General features: G+C 51.3%; 16 protein-coding genes and 3 pseudogenes. 14 read left to right on the top strand and 5 right to left on the bottom strand.

Features of this window, described 5'->3' with window-relative positions:
- Positions 1-31: 31 nt before the first annotated feature.
- Positions 32-862, bottom strand: coding sequence for an IS5 family transposase (locus tag Harman_RS19430; RefSeq protein ID WP_137685348.1), 831 nt, complete (start codon positions 860-862; stop codon positions 32-34).
- A 178-nt stretch (positions 863-1,040) separates the two neighbouring features.
- Between Harman_RS19430 and Harman_RS19425 the strand changes: the two genes are divergently transcribed.
- Together Harman_RS19425 and Harman_RS19420 are read left to right on the top strand one after the other, a co-directional pair.
- Complete coding sequence (locus tag Harman_RS19425) at positions 1,041-1,421, top strand: hypothetical protein (protein WP_137685347.1); 381 nt, start codon at positions 1,041-1,043, stop codon at positions 1,419-1,421.
- Positions 1,422-2,663: 1,242 nt separating this feature from the next.
- Positions 2,664-3,190, top strand: a pseudogene (locus Harman_RS19420) (IS5 family transposase); the annotation flags it as partial.
- A gap of 1,318 nt (positions 3,191-4,508) precedes the next feature.
- Here Harman_RS19420 and Harman_RS19415 read toward each other — a convergent pair.
- A complete protein-coding gene (locus tag Harman_RS19415) occupies positions 4,509-5,477 on the bottom strand; it encodes a hypothetical protein (RefSeq protein WP_137685346.1) in 969 nt (322 codons plus the stop codon).
- 1,051 nt (positions 5,478-6,528) lie between these two features.
- Positions 6,529-7,500 carry a hypothetical protein gene (locus Harman_RS19410; protein ID WP_137685345.1) on the bottom strand — a complete coding sequence of 324 codons (972 nt, stop codon included), beginning with the start codon at positions 7,498-7,500 and terminating at the stop codon, positions 6,529-6,531.
- A gap of 106 nt (positions 7,501-7,606) precedes the next feature.
- Here Harman_RS19410 and Harman_RS21290 point away from each other — a divergent pair, with 106 nt between their 5' ends.
- The 4 genes from Harman_RS21290 (at position 7,607) to Harman_RS19395 (ending at position 11,360) form a co-directional block, all read left to right on the top strand.
- Complete coding sequence (locus Harman_RS21290; RefSeq protein WP_160140716.1) at positions 7,607-7,762, top strand: hypothetical protein; 156 nt, start codon at positions 7,607-7,609, stop codon at positions 7,760-7,762.
- A 438-nt stretch (positions 7,763-8,200) separates the two neighbouring features.
- Positions 8,201-8,530, top strand: a complete 330-nt coding sequence (locus Harman_RS22180; RefSeq protein WP_160140715.1) for a S8 family serine peptidase — start codon at positions 8,201-8,203, stop codon at positions 8,528-8,530.
- A 1,167-nt stretch (positions 8,531-9,697) separates the two neighbouring features.
- Entirely contained in the window at positions 9,698-10,447 is a 750-nt protein-coding gene (locus Harman_RS19400) for a halocin C8-like domain-containing protein (protein ID WP_137685344.1), read from the top strand.
- 10 nt (positions 10,448-10,457) lie between these two features.
- On the top strand, positions 10,458-11,360 hold the full coding sequence (locus Harman_RS19395) for a hypothetical protein (protein WP_137685343.1): 903 nt from the start codon (positions 10,458-10,460) through the stop codon (positions 11,358-11,360).
- A 468-nt stretch (positions 11,361-11,828) separates the two neighbouring features.
- Here the strand turns inward: Harman_RS19395 and Harman_RS19390 are convergent.
- Positions 11,829-12,360 (bottom strand): annotated as a pseudogene (locus tag Harman_RS19390) (DDE-type integrase/transposase/recombinase).
- A 139-nt stretch (positions 12,361-12,499) separates the two neighbouring features.
- On the opposite strand from Harman_RS19390, the gene Harman_RS21285 reads away from it, so the two are divergent.
- Positions 12,500-12,667: a hypothetical protein gene (locus Harman_RS21285; protein WP_160140714.1), complete on the top strand. Its 168-nt coding sequence runs from the start codon at positions 12,500-12,502 to the stop codon at positions 12,665-12,667.
- A 150-nt stretch (positions 12,668-12,817) separates the two neighbouring features.
- Here Harman_RS21285 and Harman_RS19385 read toward each other — a convergent pair whose 3' ends face one another.
- Positions 12,818-13,150, bottom strand: coding sequence for a hypothetical protein (locus Harman_RS19385; RefSeq protein WP_137685342.1), 333 nt, complete (start codon positions 13,148-13,150; stop codon positions 12,818-12,820).
- 468 nt (positions 13,151-13,618) lie between these two features.
- On the opposite strand from Harman_RS19385, the gene Harman_RS19380 reads away from it, so the two are divergent.
- The 7 genes and pseudogenes from Harman_RS19380 (at position 13,619) to Harman_RS19350 (ending at position 21,597) form a co-directional block, all read left to right on the top strand.
- Positions 13,619-14,134, top strand: coding sequence for a hypothetical protein (locus tag Harman_RS19380; protein ID WP_137685341.1), 516 nt, complete (start codon positions 13,619-13,621; stop codon positions 14,132-14,134).
- A gap of 61 nt (positions 14,135-14,195) precedes the next feature.
- Positions 14,196-15,867, top strand: a pseudogene (locus tag Harman_RS19375) (transposase).
- 434 nt (positions 15,868-16,301) lie between these two features.
- The gene (locus Harman_RS19370) at positions 16,302-16,976 is read left to right on the top strand and encodes a helix-turn-helix domain-containing protein (protein ID WP_137685340.1); all 675 of its coding nucleotides are present in this window, start codon (positions 16,302-16,304) and stop codon (positions 16,974-16,976) included.
- 340 nt (positions 16,977-17,316) lie between these two features.
- Positions 17,317-18,360, top strand: a complete 1,044-nt coding sequence (locus Harman_RS19365) for a zinc-dependent alcohol dehydrogenase family protein (RefSeq protein WP_137685339.1) — start codon at positions 17,317-17,319, stop codon at positions 18,358-18,360.
- Between the two features lie 122 nt (positions 18,361-18,482).
- Complete coding sequence (locus Harman_RS19360) at positions 18,483-19,403, top strand: DUF2255 family protein (protein ID WP_137685338.1); 921 nt, start codon at positions 18,483-18,485, stop codon at positions 19,401-19,403.
- A 70-nt stretch (positions 19,404-19,473) separates the two neighbouring features.
- On the top strand, positions 19,474-20,361 hold the full coding sequence (locus tag Harman_RS19355; protein ID WP_137685337.1) for an SDR family NAD(P)-dependent oxidoreductase: 888 nt from the start codon (positions 19,474-19,476) through the stop codon (positions 20,359-20,361).
- A gap of 21 nt (positions 20,362-20,382) precedes the next feature.
- Entirely contained in the window at positions 20,383-21,597 is a 1,215-nt protein-coding gene (locus Harman_RS19350; protein ID WP_137685336.1) for an MFS transporter, read from the top strand.
- The last annotated feature ends 58 nt before the right edge of the window (positions 21,598-21,655 follow it).

Genomic DNA, 21,655 nt, shown 5'->3' with positions numbered 1-21,655 from the left:
GGCTCCATTGAATCACCATACGGCGTTGGAATCAGGCGGTCACGTACTGTTTGATGTTGTAGACCGTACACATCAGGACGATTTCACGGAACTCACGGTACCATTCACGCGCTCGGACGGCGGAGCCGTACGAGCGCTTGACCGAGGAGTTCACCGTCTCGGTCATTGAGCGCTGATTGTAGAGATCGTCCTCGATTCGTGCGTTGTGTGCGTGGTCGTACGGTGCGAAGATGCGATGTTTCACGAGGGGACGTATACCCATCTCTCGGAGGGTTTCACGTAGTGGCTGGCTGTCATAGCCTCTGTCTGCGGCGAGGGATTGCAACTCGCCCGCGTACCGGCGGGCGAGTTGCGCACACACGTCTGCGTCACTTCCTTCCCGGGTTGTCGTACAATGCACATCTAAGATGGCTTGCGTTTCAGTATCGACGATTTTCGTCGCTTCGACGGTCTGAACGCGATAGTTCGTACGATCGCAGTAGTGCTTGCTCGCCGGTGATCGTTCGTAGTAGGTTGCGTCAACAGCCAGGTGGGGCGATGGCTCGTGCAACTGCGCCGAGTGGCGCAGTAGCACTCGCCAGACCTGCATCACGATCTTATCAAGCCACTTATTCAATGTCGAGGGATCCGGGAGATCGTCGGCCTTGAGCCCGACGATCTCCAGAATTGGCGGCATCACCTCCAGTCGATCAATGATCATCTCGTAGGTCTCATCAAGGAAAATTCGCAGCCCGTGGAGGGAGATCATCGCGTACTCGGCGAAACTGCCGCCACCTTCCGGGGCGGCAGTTTCGTCAGGATCGTCGCAATAACTTTTGGCCAGCGACACCATCTCCTCGGTGAAGCGGGAAGTAAGGTTCATGCAAACCGCTACTCACCCGCTTCAACTCCTTTGATTTACTGACCTACACCGGCGCAGTCTAGTGATTCAATGGAGCCAGAAACTTGCATCACGTTAGCAGGACCTACTAACGAGCTATCGGCCGGGCAGTTTCCTTCCGCAGTATTCAGCCAGTCGCATTTCTGGTACAATCCCCAGAATGAGCACGTCAACACAAGACTTCTGCTTTGACGAACTAGACGAAATCAACTCCGACATAAATGACCGAATCAAAAAGGCAGAACAGCAAGTCAAACAGTGGGAAGAGTCTAAGAAGGTTCTCTTAGAGATCGACGAAAAGGTCGCGCATTTCGATTCAATTGCATGTGGAAGTGTCGAAGTAAACGAAAGCAGGGGCACAATTACTGCAGTCATTTCCGCCCCCGAAATCGGTGAGCGCGTGAGAGAGTTACATCAGCAATACCACTGGAACTCATTTGAGGTTGACCACCTCCCAGATCTGGGGTTGTTCCAGGTACAGATGGAAATGCCCCTGCTGAAGTTAGAAGAAGGTCTCGCTGCCCCAGCTCGTGAAGATTAAGTTCGGTTTGATATCCTATCCTACAGCCCACGTTCTGACCCAACAGTCACAAGATTCCAATGGCCACCACTCCTACCAGACAGAAAACTGCTCCGTTCAAGTCACCAAATGGGTTCCATCGGGTGTCTGAGCCTCCAAATACACTTACAGCCTCCGTCGCTGATTGCTTCAAGCACGACGGGGGGCAGGGGCAGATTGTTGTCAAAAAACTCCAAGCAATCAGCGGTGAGTCCTTCTGGCAAGTAGAGCGCTGGGTCCTTTGGGATGAAAGCTACCGACGAGAGACAACATTTGCAGAAAGGAGTCGAGGAGACGTCCACAACCGGATCTGTGAAGAAATAAACCACATCCGGCAGTAGCGGGAGCTAACCAGAAAGGACAAGCCACTGTTGGAAGGGTCATACAACGGTTCTCATACCCGGTCTTCGGGCCTTCGTGATAGTCAGTACAGAAATGGGGGATGAACCTTACGCCTGACATATTTTTAGTGAAAGCAGCGAGTGTTGGATACACAGGCGTACTGAGTGGGTAGTTCTCCGCAATCTGGCCTCAGTACTCAATCCGTAGGTGTTCTGGTTGAGTATTCGGGTTCATAGCAAAACCGGGATGTCACAACAAGCGCGCAGCGAGGGCAAGGGCCACGACGAAATTACGCAAACTGATATCGAATCAACGTTCAAAGTCCTCGAATACTACTTCGAGGGCCAACCATCCGTTACTGCCCGGCTGTCAGTCCCACTTCGGTTCACGCTTGTCGCTCACGCTCTCAACCGACTTGCCAGCCCCACATCGTTATCCATCACGCATCAGTCTGCCCTGCCTGGCCGTCTGTCATACGCTGGGAGGGACCGACTGCCAGCGTCAGAGCAGTTCTGTCCCTCGTGTCTCCATCCGTGCGCAATCTCAACGTGTCCGTCGACTGTTAAGTGACACACCCCAAAGCAAGGCGACAATACCTGCAATGATATATACGATGGCAGGGGGTGTGTACGTGACAAAACCCGTCCATTGGGCCGCTCCGTACACAAAAACTAAGAAGCCAAGACCCAATAGTAATGCTGGCTCTGAACGGGTAAGTATCTCAGATGTCATGTCTTTGCCTTCCACTTTGCCCAGGATAACATTATAAGTTTGTTCTTTCGATTTGACAGCACTTCTATCAAATGATAAATAACTGAGAGTTGGTTGCTGAATTTACCCCTTATATCTCTCCGTGTACGATTATTCGGTAACTGAGGACCACTCTCGGCGCAGGAGCACGAGCCGAGCGGTCACGCCGCCATCGACGCGACCTTTTTCGACCGCGAAAGCGCTACAAACACTACTGCTGGCGGACGAATTACCGGGTTCAGACGCTCAAAACAACAGCACTCATCGACACAGATATCAAGCGATTCTAGACGTTCACTGTACGACTGAGAAACGCCATGACACACAGCTCGGCTGGCAGGTCGCCCGCCGCAACGCGGGCGACCTCGCCAGCCTCGTTGCGGACAAAGGCTACGACTGGATGGAATTACGCGACAAATTCCGCGAAGAAGGCGTGAGACCACTGATTGAATATCGTGAGTTCCAGCCCATCGGTCACGCGTATAACGCACGGATCGATGGACATCGCTACCGTCAACAAGCGATGTGTGCAACCGTCTTCTCCACGATCAAGCGCACGCTCGTGTGACACCGTGCGTGCGCGAACTTGGTACGGTGAATTTCGTGAGCTCATCCTGATGTGTACGGTGCACAACATCAAGCAATCTCTGAAGCAGTGAAATCAAGCTCTGACTGGTGATTTACCACGTTCAAATGTTCCAAATCACCGCATGGGTGGGATGTAATGTCTATTCTCCAAATTCAACACGGCGGAAGGAAAAAACTGGGCAACTAATTTATAGCGCCATTAGCTAACGATAGCTGCTTACGTCCCACATCTAAACAGGTCCAACCCAATCACATTCACTCCAACATCGAAATCAGTTGTAGAGTTGTTGCTGACCGGTTTCCATGCTAATTGACGGCTCTGCTTAGCAGAAAACCAAGCAAGCCAACCAGCAGAATCATGATCAACCCGGCTGAAGTGGTAACTAGATTTCCGTACTCCAAAATGCCTGCCACGATCACGAATATAATCATAGCGATAATTGAAAAGAACAGATCTCTGAAGTGGCCTATTTGAGATGCTTGTTTTAATATATTCTTCATATCTGTTCTTTCAAGATGAGACGAAATAACCTTACCGGTCCGTTGAGATATTTTCCTTCTTAAAATAGTTGTTAGTGCCTATTTATAAAATTGTATGTATTTTAGATTATTGTGCCAGCGAGAAAATTCTAGAGCCGATTTTCAGCGGTACTCGGTTCGTCGTAGCTGAAACATTTGAAAAGGTATAACATAGTAGTTTTATATTTCGAATGTTGGGTTTGATAATATTCCGATTGTCATAGTGGTCGACCTAAAGCCGAAACTCGGCTCGTTGAGGTAGAACTGGGTTCAAACACTGTCTGAAGCCCAGAACAACCCCTCACAGCGAAGCCGCTGCGGATTGCAAATGGCGATAAACAGATCAAGGTTAACGGAGAAAAGAAGTTTATACGCCGCCGTCGACACTGGCTGAATCAAAGTTACAGCTCGAAATTGAGTGTTCAACCGCCGCGGGACTGGCCCACGGAAGTATTTCTGCACAAACTTACCAAGGGATACGATGTCCTCGAGACTGAATTTCTCGTCGATACTGACGACTATCTAACTTCCCTAACTCTTAATAAATTGAGCGGTCAGGTTGACTACAAAACCCAGAACCAGATCAAAAACGTCCTAAACTATGACCATGTGAATCGATCGATTCCTCCTTTTAGAGGGGCAGTCAATCCAATCCAAACAGGTTATCGGGCTGCATGTACCACTAAAACTACGAAGTGCTAAACCATCCTTTCGATGGAAGAACACTAGCTTAGGAAGTTCAGAGCTAGAAAAATTCTTCTAAGTGCGTACTTAATATATTTACGTTACCACTCGTATAATTTTACACTTATATATCTAAATAGTGATTAGTTCATATACAATTTAAGCAGAGATGGTGTAATTTAGTAGTTACCAACTATCACATGGTGGGCCATAATCAGTCTTCATATCAAAACGAAACTCTGGGCGGTCAGAGTCGTAGCACCGACCCCAACCCCACCAATCGTTTTCACCATTGGGTTTGCATGTCATTGAGGATCTTAGTGTATAAGTCCATTCTCCACCTGACTCAAACTTTTCGAAGGTAGACGTTGATCCTGCATAATAATCGTCACCACTAAAGTTCCGATCGCGCCACCTGTGTTCTTTCACATCCCAAGAACCAGAACCATAGGATTCTGTCTTCCAGCATTTATTATATCTTGCCCAGTCAACTTCTCCATTTGACTCCTCCCACTCAACCGTTTGAGCATGGCGACACCAGTCATCAAACCAACTCCCCTCAGATGTGTTCCCGCTCACTATTATGCCACCTCCATAATTACTTGTGTAATCAGTTCCGTCATCACTATCTTCAGAATCAGATTTGCTTATTGTAGTCCCACCGGAGGGAGTTTCTACTTCGGATGATCCCCCTCCGACTTGTGTGGTATTGGGTTTTTTACCATTATTATTGGGGTTTTTGAGTTCAATTATTGCACTATCTGGATTATAGTGACCTTTGGAATCCTGCGCATCAACTCGAACTATCATCGCCGATGAGTCTGCTTCTTTTGATCTTGGTCCGGTGACTCCAACTTCAATTTTCTCATCGTTGTAGAGGTCAACACGAACAGTATCAATTGCAGAAGACTTAACGACGGCGGTATCAACTTCTTTTACACTTGGGTTACTCGAAGTAAGATCCTTAGCCGCCGATGTGTCCATATTTGTGGATGAGTTTTCTGTGTCCGGGATTTGGAGTTCTATTGTACGAGCGGGTTCAGAGTCATTATCTGCAGTTGTAATTCCTGTGAAGGCTGAAATGCCTCCAAGGCTAACTGCTGTCGTTTTTAGAACTTTCCGCCGATTTACACTATTCCAGCTATGGTCTGACATGTCGCGATTAAATTATACACACGCAATAATATAATACTTGTCATTTCAAAATTCGGCATATATGAGGACTATACTGTCGCGTTAAATGGCGGTTAGATCGACGGTGAATCGGATAGAAAAACTTAGCAGAGGAATTCGACTTTGCCTATCTGGGTCAGTCTCTTCAACTTCGTTGGTACTGTCGACAATTAGTCAAAAAGGTGTTGGGAACATAAGAGCGAACTCGCAACGGTGGGTGACACTCGAATTACAACTTCTACACTGACTTCGGTTCGAAGACAGCTACCGAAAATCGCCGAATTAGTTGAAGTGGCCTTGTTGAAAACCGTGACGTAATCCGCTTAAATCGGGACTACTCCCCAGATCACAGCGCAATCTACAAATCGTCCAACCGCTGGAAATGTGGGTGTGACGGAAGTAGCTGTACGTTTCAGCGCAGTAATTTTCTTGGTGTCTTGTCGTATAGACCATTCCGGTCGAAACACGGTCCGAGGACTGAGCCACAGGTCATACGCATTCCGGTGGACAACCTCGTACTCACTTCCTGCTTCGACAGTTTGAGAAACGATTGTTTCAGCACCGCCCCTATCCGCATTTTCAGCAGATACCGGAAATGGATCCGCCTCTAGATTAGCAAATTCATCATTCCGTTCTCCCTCAAGGCACCCGCTGATCAGCGAAATAAATGAGCCGACTGGGATATCGAGGGCCGTCCGTCAATTTATTGCTAACTTGATCTTTGGCACGGATTGTTTAAAGGGTTCTTAAGGAACAAACCCTCATTTGTTCTTGGTTATCGTTCGATATACAGATTCACTGAGCACCTGATTCGGAGTGTCATCGTCAAAATAGATAGGCTGGTCCCGCGTCTAAACAAGGCCGATATCTCTAAAGATCAACTGACATAGTATCTCGTAGTCTTCAGATTTTGTCGAGAATATCTCCAAAGCCAGCCAAAGACGCGCTCAACAGGCTGTTCAAGCGATATGATTACACCAACAATGTACTCTCATGAACGGATCCAATAAATCCCTCTTTGATCGTCACTCAACTAGGACGGTTGCTCCTCCACATCACTCTCCGGGAGTGGATGTTCGAAGAGGCGTTCACCGGACTCCTCGCAGGTGACAGTAACCACTTTCTGCGAACTGCAGCAAGATTCCACGATTTCTTCACCCATCTGAATGTCTCCGCCTGTTGTCGGGCAAGTTTCGATGAACATTCGGAGAGAATTGAGAATCTGTCCTTTCTTTTCAATCTTATATTTACTCCAGTCAGCGATCTCTGACCGAAGTACGCGACAGGCGGCGATATCCGCAAGAAGCGCTGCTTTGGAAGGCCACTGTGAGACCGTCTGGTCATTGGTCAGTAAAATTCTGGCTTCGCCCTGTTCAGTAAGTTCGAACTCTCTGTCCTCAGTTTCGATCCCAATAGTATCCGCAATTAATGATGCCGTGATTTCTGTCGTATTCAGTGAATCAATTTCGTCTAGCCAAGCTGTTTGAAAGGTGTCTGTTAGACATAGATCATCTGAATCAGAACAGGGTTCGAGTATTCCGTGTTTAGTGAAGAATAACTCAAGATCCTCCTCTGATGGTGGCTGTTCATCAGCTGATGTGTCATGGCCGTTGGTTGGAACGTTGTCAGTAGCCATTTCCCCGTCAGCTTTCATTCCTCCTGTAGATTCAACAGCTGCTTTATTATCGGGGGACGCATTGTTACCAGTCTTGATGTCAGCAAAGCCCGTAGCCAGTTCAGGCTCCGGATCTTTCCCAAACCAACGGAGTACCTCTGCAGGGAGATAGCGCTTGGTGAATGTTGGGGTTCCTGGCACGAGATATCCGCGCAGATAGATCAACCCGACTGAGATACCGAATCCAATGATCCCGCCCAATTTTGATTTACGGGCGATAGCAGATCCAAGTATCATTGCAATAGCTAGATTGAGGACTGTACATGGCTCACACCGGTTCTCTCCAGTATATTCTGGTTGCCGGAGGGTATCTACTACATCTGTGTCCATACAACTCCTACTCATGTACCGATATGATATTTACTTTTATATTTGAATTACACATAAACCGCAACTCGAAAGAATATTTCAACAGTTATACAAATAATCACACGTAATGTCAACAGATATAATTTCCACGAGACAATCATTTCTTGGTAGCATTGCCGCAGGTAGTGCCACCATAGGGACTGCTGGGACTGGACTTGCAGATGACCAGTCGATGGCCGATAACGAAAAAGTGTATATTGTCATTGCGGTGGGGAAGGACTAAGCGACCAACTTGCGAGTAAGGGGTATAGACTACTGCAGGAACTGGCAGGGGGCTCACTCGTCCTAGTTGTGGGGCCGGCAGACAGCGATAGGGATCTCGAGTCACTTCCCGCGGTCAATGATACTGTTGCAAACCAGATCTTCGAGGTCGGTGATCCCACACAGAAGACGAAGGAGTCTGTCTCTGATGCAATGCCAATGTTTGAACTGCAGTGAGACAAGAAACTGACAAATACATTTACCCCTACGACATCGCCACTGGTGACGGGACCACACTTGCGGTCATTGACACTGGTATCAGTCCATTCCATCCAGATCTTGAAGCGAGGCTCGATATGGAGCAGTCACCAGTGGCGATGTCGTAGGCGGTGGCTGATTGTTCCGAAACGGCCATAGTCACACCGTGTAGATCCCTGTTACATTCCGTAAAGAGGGAGAGTTGGGAAGGGATACGGTCAACCGACTGGCCGGGATCGATATTGAGGAGCATTGCACCCATGTTGCTGGGATTGCCGCTGCCGGTGGTACCGACTCCGGAATTATTGGCACTGCACCCGATGCAACGATTGTCCCACTTCGGACAATGTTCTATAAGCAATTCAGCGATTACTACTCTGTGAAACAAATAACCATCGCTGATACGCTGCATGCGCTAGGCTATGCCGTCGTAATCGGGGCTGACGTAGTTAATATCTGTCTTGGAGTGGGACCGCTTTCCGCCTCTGTAACTCGACGACGGTGGACTCGCCTGTCTCACCTGCGAAATTGAGTTAGGTCACCATCCCCGCCGTGTCACGCAAGCTATCGAAAGGGGTGCAGTTGAACTCCCCGGGAACCACTGCAGGGCTTGGAACAGGGCGTCTCGACGTGATCAGTCCATTGAAGTCCTGCTAGTCAACAGTAAAGTGGATTAACCGTTATTTACGGCGAACAGTGTGATTGGTGCAGTGTATTACAACCCATATCTAGTGACTACTATGCGACAACACACTACATTATTACTTGACACTAATAGCCTTGAGTTTACAAGTATAAACATACAGAACATGGTATAACAAGTGTACACTTATAATACTCAGTAATTCGGTAGTTACTAAAATTCTTTCTCTCGGTGATATCGATTGCAATGGTCTGCTTGCCGGTGAGCAGTCCCTCTTGTCTAGCGCGAGCGATAACCGAGGTTACCGCCGCATGGTGGCTTTTGTGATGCTGCTGGATTTAAAGTTAGCTAATAGAGTTGCGGTAATACATTTTGGTCGGCCTGCGTTTTGAGTTGAACCCTCAAAAACTTGGTAGCAACGGTTTCTACGTGGAGGTCTTTACGATGGCCCAGAAACGAATATATCCATAGTAAGACGTATCGTATATTTGGACCTCGTCGGGCCGGCCGAAACCTACAATCGAATTGACAAGTGATATAGCTGTATGTCAACTCTACTTGTTTGTCTCTAAAGCGTATTTTCGTTGAGAGTTAAAGCTGTTTTTTGCGTTATAAGGTGGCTTCGTCAAACGTAGACTTCCGGTCACCAGCTTCGACTCAGTGAATCTTGGCAACCGGATGGGCTGTACGATAGTACCTCTCATTCACTCACAGAACTGCTTATTGCATCGCTCATACTGTCGGCTAACAGCGTAGGCGGCCGGAGCAAGAAGCGACCCCGGGCACATTGAGAAGCGAAGGCTTGGCGCCAAGGTACTGCCAGAGATCGGTTTTAGGAAGTTGATGATGTGTTAGACTGATCTTGGTCCTTTATAACTAATATACTCCAAAAATACAACAAATAAGTACTATAAATCGACTAAACCATGGTTCGGTCAGGGTATTATATATTCAGAATGGCAATAGGTACCCAGTATGTTCTCAAGCACCGTTGCATTATGATGTTTCACTCCGAAATAATAATGGTAAAAAGATTTAATACACCAGATTGAAAACATGACACTGCAGATGGAAAAGACAAGACGAAATATATTAAAAATGATGAGTAGCGGTACCATCGCATCAACTGGTTTATCAACATCAGCGGCTGCGTTGGAAACTGAGAAGTTAGAATCCGATAAGGAAAGAAAGGCCATCGAAGAAGTAGTATCTTCAGTACAATATAGTGAAATAAAGCAAGAGCTCAACTCCAGAGATGCGATAAAAATATCTGATAGTAATAGTCGCGCAATTAAAACAAAAAAAGATGGGGAGGAGAAAATTCTAACATCATTCAAGCCCGATTGTATTGACCCACAAAAGAAGAAAGGACGGACAATTGTCAGTGCTGATATGGCCTTTTTGTTAAATTCTGACCTATCGGTAATTAAGTCTAAGGGGTCAATCAGATATGAGCCTGACGATAGTAATGTGTTGACTGAAGTTGAAGCATTAAGTTATGAAGATAGGGAGGTAACTACAGAATCAAAGAAGATTGACAAGACTGATAAAGAGGCGCAAAACCTTAGCCCAAGCTCCGTAGCTACTCAGTATTGCAATCCCTGTAAGGTCCTATATGGGGCAGCATGCGATATTGGCTGCGATTATGGGCTCTCAGCACTTTGTACATACGTGTCAGTTGCCGTTGGAAGTAGTATTTGTGCGGCAATAGCTGGCGAAGTCTGCGATTACGTATCGGATAACAGTTGTGGAGAGGATGAAACCCCAAGAGCAGTGTGTCAAATAATCGGATACTGTCCGCAATAATATATTAGAAATGACTGAGCATAATAACAGAAGGGATGTATTGAAAACGATTGCAGGCGGCCTGACGCTGACTACCCTACTATCAGGAATTGGAGGAGCAAAAACGGATAAACACGATGATGAGTTAGTACACGCAGATGGGACCACAATACATACTTTTAGGTCCAATGGATCGTATTATCAGTATGTTGAAACTGTAGTCAGTCAAGACCTCAAAGAGGCGTATGGGACCAAATCAATACAATTAGCTCCTGAAAATATTCCTCGTAAGGCTTTACCCAATGAGATAACAGAACAAAACAAAACAATAGAAGAGAAAGTAGACGAAGTAAGTGTGTTCGGGACGAACAGGCAACATACTATCGCGGAGAAACAAATTGGTGTTGATGTAGTCGGGACTTTTGGAAGCGGAGACGCCCCAGATGATTATGAGGGTCCCAAATTCGTATATAAAACTGCAGAGGAAGCAGAAGACTTGGGAAAAAGAAAAGCACCTATCAATATTATTTGGTCTGATTCCGTCGATAATAGTGCAGATGATGTCTATTCTTACATGCATGAGAGGGGGTGGACACACCCATGGTATGTCCCTCCTTCGAAAAGTCGTTATATTATGTACGATGGGAATGCAAAAGTGGAAGAAGAACACATATATAAGGAAATAGACAAATCTAAGCAGTGGCACATCCGCGTCTGGGATGTAGACGAGAATGAGGTCGCAGTTATTGGACAAGCACATAAGGATCCATATGATCACAATCAGATAGGTAACAAGCCGTGGCAATTTGATTCGGCCAGAAGTGAAGCCCTTTCAGATTGGAATGACTGGGGATACGAGACAGATGATAGCACAATCAATACTGGGTACACAAAGTGGGATACCCACGACGGCTGGATTGGAGCAGTCTATTAGATTATAACTATACACAGAATAAATCACCGCCAACTTCAGTCAGGACTTAGTAAACAGAATTATAAAAATGATTGGCCAAAATCTATCAAGTAGAACTCAAATTGCACTGGCTTTAGTTGGTGGTTCACTCACAATGATACTCAGTATGAGCCGGCTCCTAAGACAGACCACAGTAAGGAGACTTGGTCTTTGGGCCCCGTGGATGGCGGTTGGAAGTATTCTGTTGCTGGCTATTCCTATATACCTACTTTTAAGATATTCTCTAGTGCTTCCTCTACTATCCGCTATATTAATGACCGGTAATGTACTTTGGAGAGATTATACCGCAATTGTGGATAGTCCGGCACCACTCTTTTTTGGATGGTGGTTTGTACCGCTCGGAATCATCCTCGTGTTGGGCATAGTTGAGTATCTTGTGCGTGGGACAATGGCAGGGTTTAGTTAGTAGCATTGAGTCATCGGTAGTGTTTAGTTAGTAGCATTGAGCCATCGAGCAAAGCTCTGTAGCCAGTTTTCGGCGGTTTCGGGATCTACGTGGCTGAAGCAGTTTGAAAACGACGAGGTTCGACGCTTCCGCTCTCGAAAACTCCGTTCGATAGCGTTCCGATTTCCGTGGCGACACATCCGAAATCGGAGCCCAGCTTGTTGAAGTGCAGTTTGGAGGTGTTGAGCGCCATCGACGAGAAAGACGGAAGTTTCGACATCGTGCTTTTGCTGAAGTTCACGCAGGAAAATTTCCGTGAGGTGGTCGTAGTCGTCGCAAACAGCCGGACGTGAAGCAGTTCGTTGGACTGCGGATCGGCAGCGGCGTACAGCCAGAATTGCTGATCGTTGATGCGAATCACTGTTTCGTCAAGAGCAATACGACTTTGCGACTGCGTTGGACACCCAGTGAAGCGAGTAATTCGACGGTATTCGACAGTGACAATCCTGCAACGTGCGATTGAATACCCAACGCCATCGCCGACTCGGGTGTCCGCTCCACAAAATCCAAATCAATCCAGTCTCAATGTCCGCTGAGGCGGCTGATTTCTGGCATGAACCAGCAAGAAATCCGTCCGCCTCACTTTTGACGCTTAACTAAACACGACCTAGTTAGCAGTGCGAAACACTATGACGAGATAGTTTCATCTCTATGTATGGTAGCACTTAGCTATCTGCTCGTCTGGATACCTGTCGCTTTTGGAATTCTTGTTGCAGGCTCGTTCGTTGGCACGGTACTCGCTCTCCAGTACTATCACGGCGGCGGAACTCTCTCATTCTCTCTCGATGAGTTCATCAAACGGTTCAATAACGATAAACGATAGCTGGATTCCCTGTATTGACAGAAGTTACTCACCACAGTGTGGCGGATTCTCATTAGTGGATTTAGAGTGAAATGGCCGCTCAGCAGGTGTGCAAACCCACAATACGGAGGACTATGTTGCGCTACTGAGTGGTCAGCAGACGGGGCGCTGTTAGTTTGCGGCCACTATATTCCTCTCTCTCAGATATGCCCACAGGAGTCCTATCAGGACGACAATAACGGCGAGGACGCCAAGTTTAACGAATTGCATTGGGGCAAGCAGTGGAAAGTCAAATTCGGGGCCAAGCAGGTGAAACACGATACCGGGGACGGCAATAAGTAACTCAGTTCGAGGTCCAGTCAAACCCTTTGACGGCATGAACGCAACTGCGGCGAGGAGAACCCCATAGATGATGAACGGCAGTTGGTAGAACAAGTAGACGAAGAAGAATCCGCCGCCACCACCCGTACGAAGCCGATAGTACTGCCCCTCATAAACAATCACATACTGGCCTTGGCCGGGGTTAATGTTGTCACCGTAGTTGAATGGCTCGGGGAAGTCTTCTTGCCCGTAGATCGTGTAGTAGTTGTCAGGGATTCAATAGTTCGTCGAACAGCATCTTGCGCGGACTTTGGGAGATCTTCATACTGGAATACCGGACTGTTTTTATTGATATCGGATTCTTCGATGGGCGTCGTACTGAAGGAAGCTTGCTGACCCCAATCCAACATTGTGATCGGAGCACCGATGAGTGAGGCTGCAATTAGGAGGGCAAAGATGGAAAGGACCAATCGGTGATTCATGAGTAGGGTGTCTGGAGAGGGAAATAAATGTCTTGTCTGTACTGACCGAAGTTACTCACCACCGCGAGGCGGGTTCTAATTATCGGATTTGAAGTGAAACAGCCCTTCAGTGGGTGTGCGAATGTAACTACCAGAAAACATATGAATACAGAGAGAAGTCGCTTGAGGTATGAATGTACGCCCGCTTCTTGCGGTCTTTCTCGTTATCTGTGCCGGCATCGTCGCTTCGGTGTTCTTGTTTCCAACTCTCTCGTACCTCAGCGGTCCGCCCGACGTAACGATATTCGACACGCCAACGACTGATCCATCTGTTCCGGCTCCATACCAAGGAACGAAAGCCGAACCCACGACCGTTATCCAAGTTGATGGAGCCGGTGAAACGTTGCCAATTCAGATCTGGAATGATAGCCCGAGGAACCGAACTGTCTCTGTCGAATTAATTCATAACGAGAGTAACTCATCACTCGTAACCCAGAGAGAAACACTTCCGCCGAACGGGACACTTCGGCTGGAAATTCGGTCTCCGGGCTACCTTCTCAAAGTGACCGACGAATCAACACAGACGACCGGAACGTACCCGGTAACAACTGATCATTTCGACTGTAATTCTCGGTTTGCAGAAGTCCGTATTGATGGCAACGGAAACATCGATTCTGGGACTGTTTCTACAACCATGGGCTGCTAACACTGGTTACTGGACTGAGCAGTAAACGGATTCTTGAGCCTGCCGTGGCCAGCATCTCGTAGTGGTTGCGAGTTGTGATTCACAACGCACTGTCTTTCGACGAATCGCACAGCAGTCATACGCGGAATGGCCATCATATGATTCGACGCCACTCTATGACAGGAGTTCTCTCGCCGGCCTGGAAGAAGACATCCGTACGGTTGCCTCCACATGGGTCGACCACCAAGCTCACACTCCGTCGACGAGTTTGCGTCCCATTACCCAGTAGCGTATTTCCAGTTTCGACCACACGACCGGTATTCTGGAGCAACCCAGTACGGGATGGCCCAACTGTTCCGATTGTTTCTGCTGAAAGAACTTCACGGCTGGACCCACGAAACGGCACTCCGGACGTACCTCACCCACCACCCAGAACTCTGTGAGCAGTTAGGCTTGGAGACAGTCCCGGACCAGTCGACGCTATGGCGTACATGGCACGAACGGTTCACTGCGGATCTTCGTGAGACAATTGAGGTAGCCGCCCGGACGATTCTGATCAAAGCTCAGGACGTGGGTGTGACTGTTCCGCGTGAACCAGAACGGCAGCTTCCCTTTCAGCGTGACGAGGAAGAATCAGACACTGGTGACCAAGCAATCCTCGACGAAGCAGCATCGATTACGGACCATGTCAGCCGTGTCGTCTTCCCAGCCTTCTCACTGAACCGGGACGACGGCTGTGAGATCCATGAGAACGCCTACTGGGACTTACAAACGCATCTTGGGCTTCGTGATGGGCTGGCTGCCAACGAAGGAGCCCGCAGCTTCGTCTATGAGACGACCCGGAATCGGACGCCGTTAGGACACGCCCACCGCGATCAGATTCGTAATCTCTCGATTGAACAGGTCCGAGAGATGTACCGGCGAGCCGTAAATCGATTACTCGATGAAGTTGCAGAGACAGAGGAGTTTTTCCGAGCTGGGATCGCCGCTATCGATATTACTGAAGCAGACCCGTTCAAAGGCGACAGAACCGGACACGAAGACGAAATCATCGGCACGAAGGAGAAAACCGATGAATACGCTTACCAGTGGGCGACGGTCCAGTTGGTCGGCAACGCCGTTCCAATCGTGCTGGATGCGCGCCCGATCCGAAAGGGAGAGACACGACTAGAAATCGTCGAAGACTTGCTCAACTCTGCCGAGGACCTCGTTCACGTCGATAACGTGCTGATGGACCGCGAGTTTGACAGCCAGCATATTCTAGAGATGATTAGCCAGCGCGGGCTGTCGTACGTCGTGCCGAAGCGGATGCAAACCAGTGAGAAAGCCCAGGCAAAGCGGTTACTCCGACGTGATCAAAGCCGGTACGAGACCGAACGCAAGCTCCATCTCGGGAAGAACGAGTGGCACGAGACAACGCTGATCTACCGACGGAAGGAAGACGCTGAACATGATGATCACCGGCAGTACTCGGTATTCATGTCCAATCGCGGTAGTGGCTTCCTCACTGAGTACGGCTATCGCTGGGAGATCGAGAGTGGGTACAGGTCGATTAAGCGATTCATGGCCGCCACGACCTCGAAGGACTTTGGCCTCCGGTTCTTCTACTTCGCATTCGCGTGTCTGTTGTACTCGATCTGGCGAGCAGTGGATTTGCTCGTGCAGGTTGAGTTGACCGGTGAGTACGAGCACTCGCAATTGTGACGGCTGATAACACGCTGACGCTGTTGAAGAAGGAAACGGGAATTGGATAGAGAGGGGTTTTACCCGTGTGTTAGCGTGGCGTATGGTGGCAATGCTGTTGGAAGTCGCCAAAATTCGTGTATGTGGTTGAGATTTCAACAGGAATAACCGTATGGAGAGGAATCTGAGCCAGTTCCCGATCACTGAAACAGCCGAAACCACGCATTACAGCCCCGATACACCCGCTGTAGTCTCAACTTCCCCTTCCCCGCAGAAGATGAGACTACTCTTCCTAATGCATACGCTCCCATTCTTCTCAGGGAACAGGATACCAAAGCGGAGAGAAAACTCTATCTGGTGAAGGTGCCGTCACAATCTGAGTCCCACTAGTCCATATATAACTCCACTCCGCATATATAAAACTCCCTTTCATAATAGCGCAAGTGCAAAGCCGGTTGGTATCCAAGTCTCGCAGAGAAACGCCGTCAACACATAATACTCAACAATGACGATCACTGCCGAAGTCCATCTCCGTTCGCCGTTGTTACCACTCGTTAGCGTCGCTGAACTGCCACAGATCGACGAGGTACAGTGCCCACACGTACTCGGACTGGAACAGGGCGTCCAACGGTTCGTCGTCGAGATCGACGCCACTGAATCCCTCTCCGAAGACCAGTTCCTAGAACTCGATGAAATAATCGAAGCGACCGATATCGGAACTGCGAGGGGGAAGGAGGTCTACAAACTAACTGTCGTACTGAGAGAGTCGGTCGCGAACGCGTTCGAAGATACGCCTGATGCAGGGCTTGTCGACGCGATACGCATTACTCCAGAGGGGTGGTACGAGCAGAAAGTCTTCAAAGACTATCCCGCGTTCAAGATGTTTCAGACCAGCTGTGAGGAGCACGGCATCTCGGTCGAGATTCTCTCAATTACGCAGGACCCTTCGACATCCGAGGATTCGGTGCCGTATGGATTGACGGAGCGACAATACGAGGCGCTATCACTCGCGCTGTCTCGTGGCTATTACGAACAGCCACGCCAGACGACCGCTAAAGAGCTCGCGGACGAGATGGATATCTCCCAGCCCTCGTTGTCGGACCTTCTCAACCGCGCCGAGAGCCAACTCATCTCTGCAACACTCGGCCCCTCTCCCCGTCTGGAGATCCTCGCGCAGTAGCGGGCCACTCGTTCGAGCGATCTCTCGAAGTGTTTTTGGACTGTATTGAGCGCAGCAGAACAGCTAACACTGTGCACGGGCAGACGAAAGGAGGCGAGGGAACCCTCGTGCACAGGCTTCGCAGGAACTAGCGTGAACACGTTTCTGCCACTGCCGAAGTACTGAACTCGACTGCACGGTCACATCAACTCTTCATCAAATGTCCCACCAGTCGATACCGGTCAATAACTAGTCGATGTTCGTCGAAAACTCCCGCCCGGTCTATGGACTATATAAATGAACTTTCTTGATGGCATCGAACCTATGCGCTCCAGCCCCCCACGTGAGATTGGATTCAACGATGAAGGCAGCAGTCTATCACGGGCCAGGTGACATCCGTATCGAAGAGCGACCCGAACCGGAAATTGAGGAACCAACAGACGCAGTCGTCCGCATCACGCACACCGCTATCTGCGGCTCAGACCTGTGGTTCTACCGCGGCGAGGAGGACCACGAGGACGGCGCTCGCGTCGGCCACGAACCGATGGGGATCGTCGAAGAGGTCGGTGACGAGGTACGCCACGTCCGGCCTGGAGACCGTGTCTTCGCTCCGTTCTCGATTAGTTGCGGGGAGTGTGAGTTCTGCCGCAAGGGGCTCCACCCCGCCTGCGTGAACAGGGAGTTCCTGGGTCCACACGGCAGGACGGGTGCACAGGCCGAGAAGCTCCGCGTGCCGTTCGCCAACGGCACCCTCGTTCGCGTTCCCGACCGATACGCCGACGACGAGGACGCGCTCGAAGCCCTACTCCCGCTGACGGACGTGATGGCGACGGGGCATCACGCCGCTGTCAGTGCTGACGTTGAGTCTGGTGACACGGCCGTCGTGATCGGTGACGGTGCGGTCGGCCTCTGTGGCGTGCTCGCGGCGCGACGCCTCGGCGCAGAGCGAATCATTGCGGCGGGCCACCACGAGGATCGCCTCGAACTCGCCCGGAAGTTCGGCGCGACGGAGGTCGTCTCCGCTCGCGGCGACGAAGCAATCGAAGAGATCCATGAGCTCACCTACGGCGGTGCGAACCACGTTCTCGAATGTGTCGGCGCGGAGTCCGCACTGGAGACCGCCGCGAACGTCGTCCGTCCGGGCGGGAATATCGGCTACGTCGGCGTCCCCCACCTCGAGAGTGCCGGCTTCGTCGAGCAACTGTTCTTTAAGAACGCCTCGTATACCGGTGGTCCTGCGGCCGTTCGGAACTACGCCGAGGAATTAATGGAGGATGTTCTCCAGGGAACTCTCGATCCGTCACCCATCTTCACGAAGACAGTCGACCTCGACGGCGTCTCGGAGGGCTACGAGGCGATGGACGATCGAGAGGCGATCAAGGTTATGGTAGATCTCGACGAATAAAGTGCCATATCCCCTCTAGCTCACAGATAATGTACGACCGAGAGTCAGATAGCTGATCCAACGCCACTACAACTGGGACCGAACCCGAGTATGCTTCCATCAATTTCGAGCAAATCTCAACAATGAATCAATGGCCAGAAGACGAACTGACCGAGATCGTCGAGTCTGATGACTTGCACATTGCACCGTTCCGTGAGGACGGCGAAACCCACGGCACACCAACGTGGATCTGGAGCGTCGCTGTAGAGGGCGATCTCTACGTGCGCGCCTGTAACGGTCAGGATTCGAGTTGGTACCAGGCTGCCGTTCGGGAAAACGCCGGGCGGATCGAGGCGGCCGGGAAGACGAAGGACGTCTCGTTTGAGTCGGTAGAGGACGAGGCACTGAACGACCGCATCGACGACGCCTACCGCACGAAGTACGAAGGCTGCCCGTACCTCGACTCGATGGTCAGCGAGCGAGCCCGGTCCGCGACGGTCCGGGTCCGCCCGAGAGATATCTTCGATCGGATGAAAGCCGGTGAGCCGGTCCCACTAAATGACCCGGAGTATCCGAAGGTCTTCGAGGAAGTAGAGAGAACGATAGGCCTGATGAGGAAGCTGAATGCGGCGACAGACATCGACGAGATACGCCACTACCTGGGGAGGATTATTCGGGAAGAAGTCGACGAGAGCACCACGATTTTTCCACCGTTTCACATCAACGTTGGAAAACACACCAGCCTGGGGCGTAACGTCTTCATCAATCACGCCTACTCGTTTCTGGACTTGGGAGGTATCACCATCGAAGACGAGGTCCTGATCAGTGCGAACGTGAGTATTACGTCCGAAAGTCACCCGGTGGAACCGGATCGTCGAAAGACGCTGGTGCCAGGGGAGGTCGTTATCGAACGCAATGCGTGGATTGGTGCCGGGGCGACGATACTGCCCGATGTGACGATCGGTGAAAATTCGGTCGTGGCCGCTGGTGCCGTCGTAACGAACGACGTGCCTGCCAACACCGTCGTCGCGGGAGTGCCTGCAGAAGTCGTCAGACAACTGTAACGGGCTCGTACTTAAATACACTTTCTGGATAGCACCAGCCCTATTGGCTGTAGCACCCACCGGTCAATAGATGTCACCGACTCCCGAGTCCGAGTCCGGATCCCCGTCGGAGCCCGGGCTCGACGGCCAGGTCTGGTTCATCACGGGTGCGAGCCGCGGTCTGGGTGCCGAGTTCGCCAGCGCCGCCCTGGACGCGGGACACGCGGTCGTGGCGACCGGCCGGGACACCAGCGCTGTGGCCGGGGCCGTCGACGAGTCCGAGGACCGAATGGTCGCAGAACTCGACGTCACGGAGCCCGCCGCCGCCGAATCAGCCACCGAGGCCGCCGTGGACCGCTTCGGCCGGATCGACGTGCTGGTCAACAACGCCGGCGTCTCCTACAAGGGCTTTTTCGAGGAGACGGGGATGGCGGAGATCAGAGACCAGCTGGAGGTCAACCTCTTCGGTGCGATGCACGTCACCCGCGCTGTCCTCCCAGTCATGCGCGACCAGCGCTATGGCCATGTCATCTCGATTTCCTCGGGTGCTGGCTTGTCCGGATTCGCGTTCAGTTCCGCCTACGCCGTCTCGAAGTTCGGTCTCGAAGGGTGGATGGACGCCCTGCACGACGAGGTCGAGCCCTTCGGCATCGATACGACCGTCGTCAATCCGGGCTGGTTCCGCACGACCCTCACCGCAGAAGAATCGATGCCGTTCACGGACCCCGCCATCGACGACTACGACGAGCGCCGCGCGGAGCAGATGGAGTGGTGGGAAAACCAAGACGGCCAGCAGCCGAACGACCCGGCCAAGCTGGCGGATGCACTGGTCGAGATCGCCGGCGAGGACGACCCGCCGCGTCGGTTCATCGCTGGTGAAGACGCGATCGAACTCGCCGAGGGGAAAGTCGCCGAACTCCAGGAGCAAATCGACGCCTACCGTGGCCTCTCAACATCGATGGCGTACGACGACGCGTAGGGAACTTTCGAAGAACAGACTATGACAAGAACTGAGGAATCCACGGCACGCGAGGAAGCACTTGACTCTGCACAGGGCTGGGTGCTCGTCGCTTTGGGTGTTTGTATGCTCACCACCATCTGGGGGACGCTCTTCACGTTCACCGTCTACGCGAGTCGACTCTCCACAGCGTTCGGTCTCTCCGGGCTACAGGTCTCGTCGGTGTTTTCGATTACGACGGCGGTGTTCCTGATTTCGGGCGGCGTCTTCGGTGTGGTCGCGGCGCGGTTCCCGCTGCGACCGGTGGTTGTGGCGGCTGGCGTCGGACTGGCGACCGTCGCCGCTGGTTTTCAAATCGTCGACTCGTATGTGGGCGTGCTTGCCGTGTTCGCACTCCTCGGGATGACCGCGGGTACCGCGTTCATTGTTGTCGTCTCACTCATCCCGCAGTGGTTCGACGCCTACGAGGGGAGTGCGATGGGCATCACCCTGACGGGCAACGGGCTCGGCGTGCTCACCTTTCCGTTCGTGTGGCTCTGGCTGTTCGACCGCGTTGACTTTCGCGTCGCCTTCGCCGCAGTTACCGGGACGGCCGCACTCGTCGTCCTCGTGTCGAGTCTCGTCTACCGGCGACCGCCCGGCGAGTCGATCGACGCCCCCGATGTCGACTTCAAGTGGCTCCGCTGGCGCGTCGGCGACACCCGGTTTCTCGTTGCCACGGTCGGGTACGCACTCCTCTGGGCCTGGTACTACGTCCTCTCCTCGCAGATCGTCGATATCCTCACCGCGAACGGCATCGACGCCGCCGTGGCCGCTGGCGCGTTCGGCATCGTCGGCGGCGTCAGCATCGTCGCCCGCGTCGGCGGGGGATTCATCGGCGACCACGTCGGTCAGCGTGACGTGTTCGCTGCATGTGTCATTCTCGCTGCCGCCTGCGTCGTCGTGCTCCCTGCTATCGGGTCGCGACTGTCACTCTACGTCGTTCTTGTAGGGTTTGGAATCGGCAACGGGACGCTCGCTGCTCTCTGGTCACCGATAGTCCTCGGGCGCTTTGGGACCGAGAATGCAACCGCGACTGTCGGGCTCCTCAACACCGCGATCGCAGGGTCGGCCTTCCTCGCACCGCTCGCCGTTAGCGCGCTACGCAGGATCACAGGCAGCTACACCGCCCCGCTTGTCAGTCTGAGCGTTATCACTGTCGTCGGAGTTGCCCTCTTCTATTGGGGGACTGCGTCTGAACACAGCGTCGGTATTTAAATTGCGCTTCAAGATAGCATCGGACTCAAGCAACTGACTGTCCTCAATTAGAACCGAA

Source organism: Haloarcula mannanilytica (genome assembly GCF_005406125.1).
Lineage (GTDB): Archaea > Halobacteriota > Halobacteria > Halobacteriales > Haloarculaceae > Haloarcula > Haloarcula mannanilytica.
The sequence above is the reverse complement of the archived record's forward strand: the minus strand, read 5'-3'. Positions and strand labels throughout refer to the sequence as shown.

Bases quoted from the DNA above. Each gene is read 5' to 3' on its own strand.
- Harman_RS19430 (WP_137685348.1), bottom strand. From the start codon at position 862: ATGAACCTTACTTCCCGCTTCACCGAGGAGATGGTGTCGCTGGCCAAA.
- Harman_RS19425 (WP_137685347.1), top strand. From the start codon at position 1,041: ATGAGCACGTCAACACAAGACTTCTGCTTTGACGAACTAGACGAAATC.
- Harman_RS19415 (WP_137685346.1), bottom strand. From the start codon at position 5,477: ATGTCAGACCATAGCTGGAATAGTGTAAATCGGCGGAAAGTTCTAAAA.
- Harman_RS19410 (WP_137685345.1), bottom strand. From the start codon at position 7,500: ATGGACACAGATGTAGTAGATACCCTCCGGCAACCAGAATATACTGGA.
- Harman_RS21290 (WP_160140716.1), top strand. From the start codon at position 7,607: ATGTCAACAGATATAATTTCCACGAGACAATCATTTCTTGGTAGCATT.
- Harman_RS19400 (WP_137685344.1), top strand. From the start codon at position 9,698: ATGACACTGCAGATGGAAAAGACAAGACGAAATATATTAAAAATGATG.
- Harman_RS19395 (WP_137685343.1), top strand. From the start codon at position 10,458: ATGACTGAGCATAATAACAGAAGGGATGTATTGAAAACGATTGCAGGC.
- Harman_RS21285 (WP_160140714.1), top strand. From the start codon at position 12,500: ATGGTAGCACTTAGCTATCTGCTCGTCTGGATACCTGTCGCTTTTGGA.
- Harman_RS19380 (WP_137685341.1), top strand. From the start codon at position 13,619: ATGAATGTACGCCCGCTTCTTGCGGTCTTTCTCGTTATCTGTGCCGGC.
- Harman_RS19370 (WP_137685340.1), top strand. From the start codon at position 16,302: ATGACGATCACTGCCGAAGTCCATCTCCGTTCGCCGTTGTTACCACTC.
- Harman_RS19365 (WP_137685339.1), top strand. From the start codon at position 17,317: ATGAAGGCAGCAGTCTATCACGGGCCAGGTGACATCCGTATCGAAGAG.
- Harman_RS19360 (WP_137685338.1), top strand. From the start codon at position 18,483: ATGAATCAATGGCCAGAAGACGAACTGACCGAGATCGTCGAGTCTGAT.
- Harman_RS19355 (WP_137685337.1), top strand. From the start codon at position 19,474: ATGTCACCGACTCCCGAGTCCGAGTCCGGATCCCCGTCGGAGCCCGGG.
- Harman_RS19350 (WP_137685336.1), top strand. From the start codon at position 20,383: ATGACAAGAACTGAGGAATCCACGGCACGCGAGGAAGCACTTGACTCT.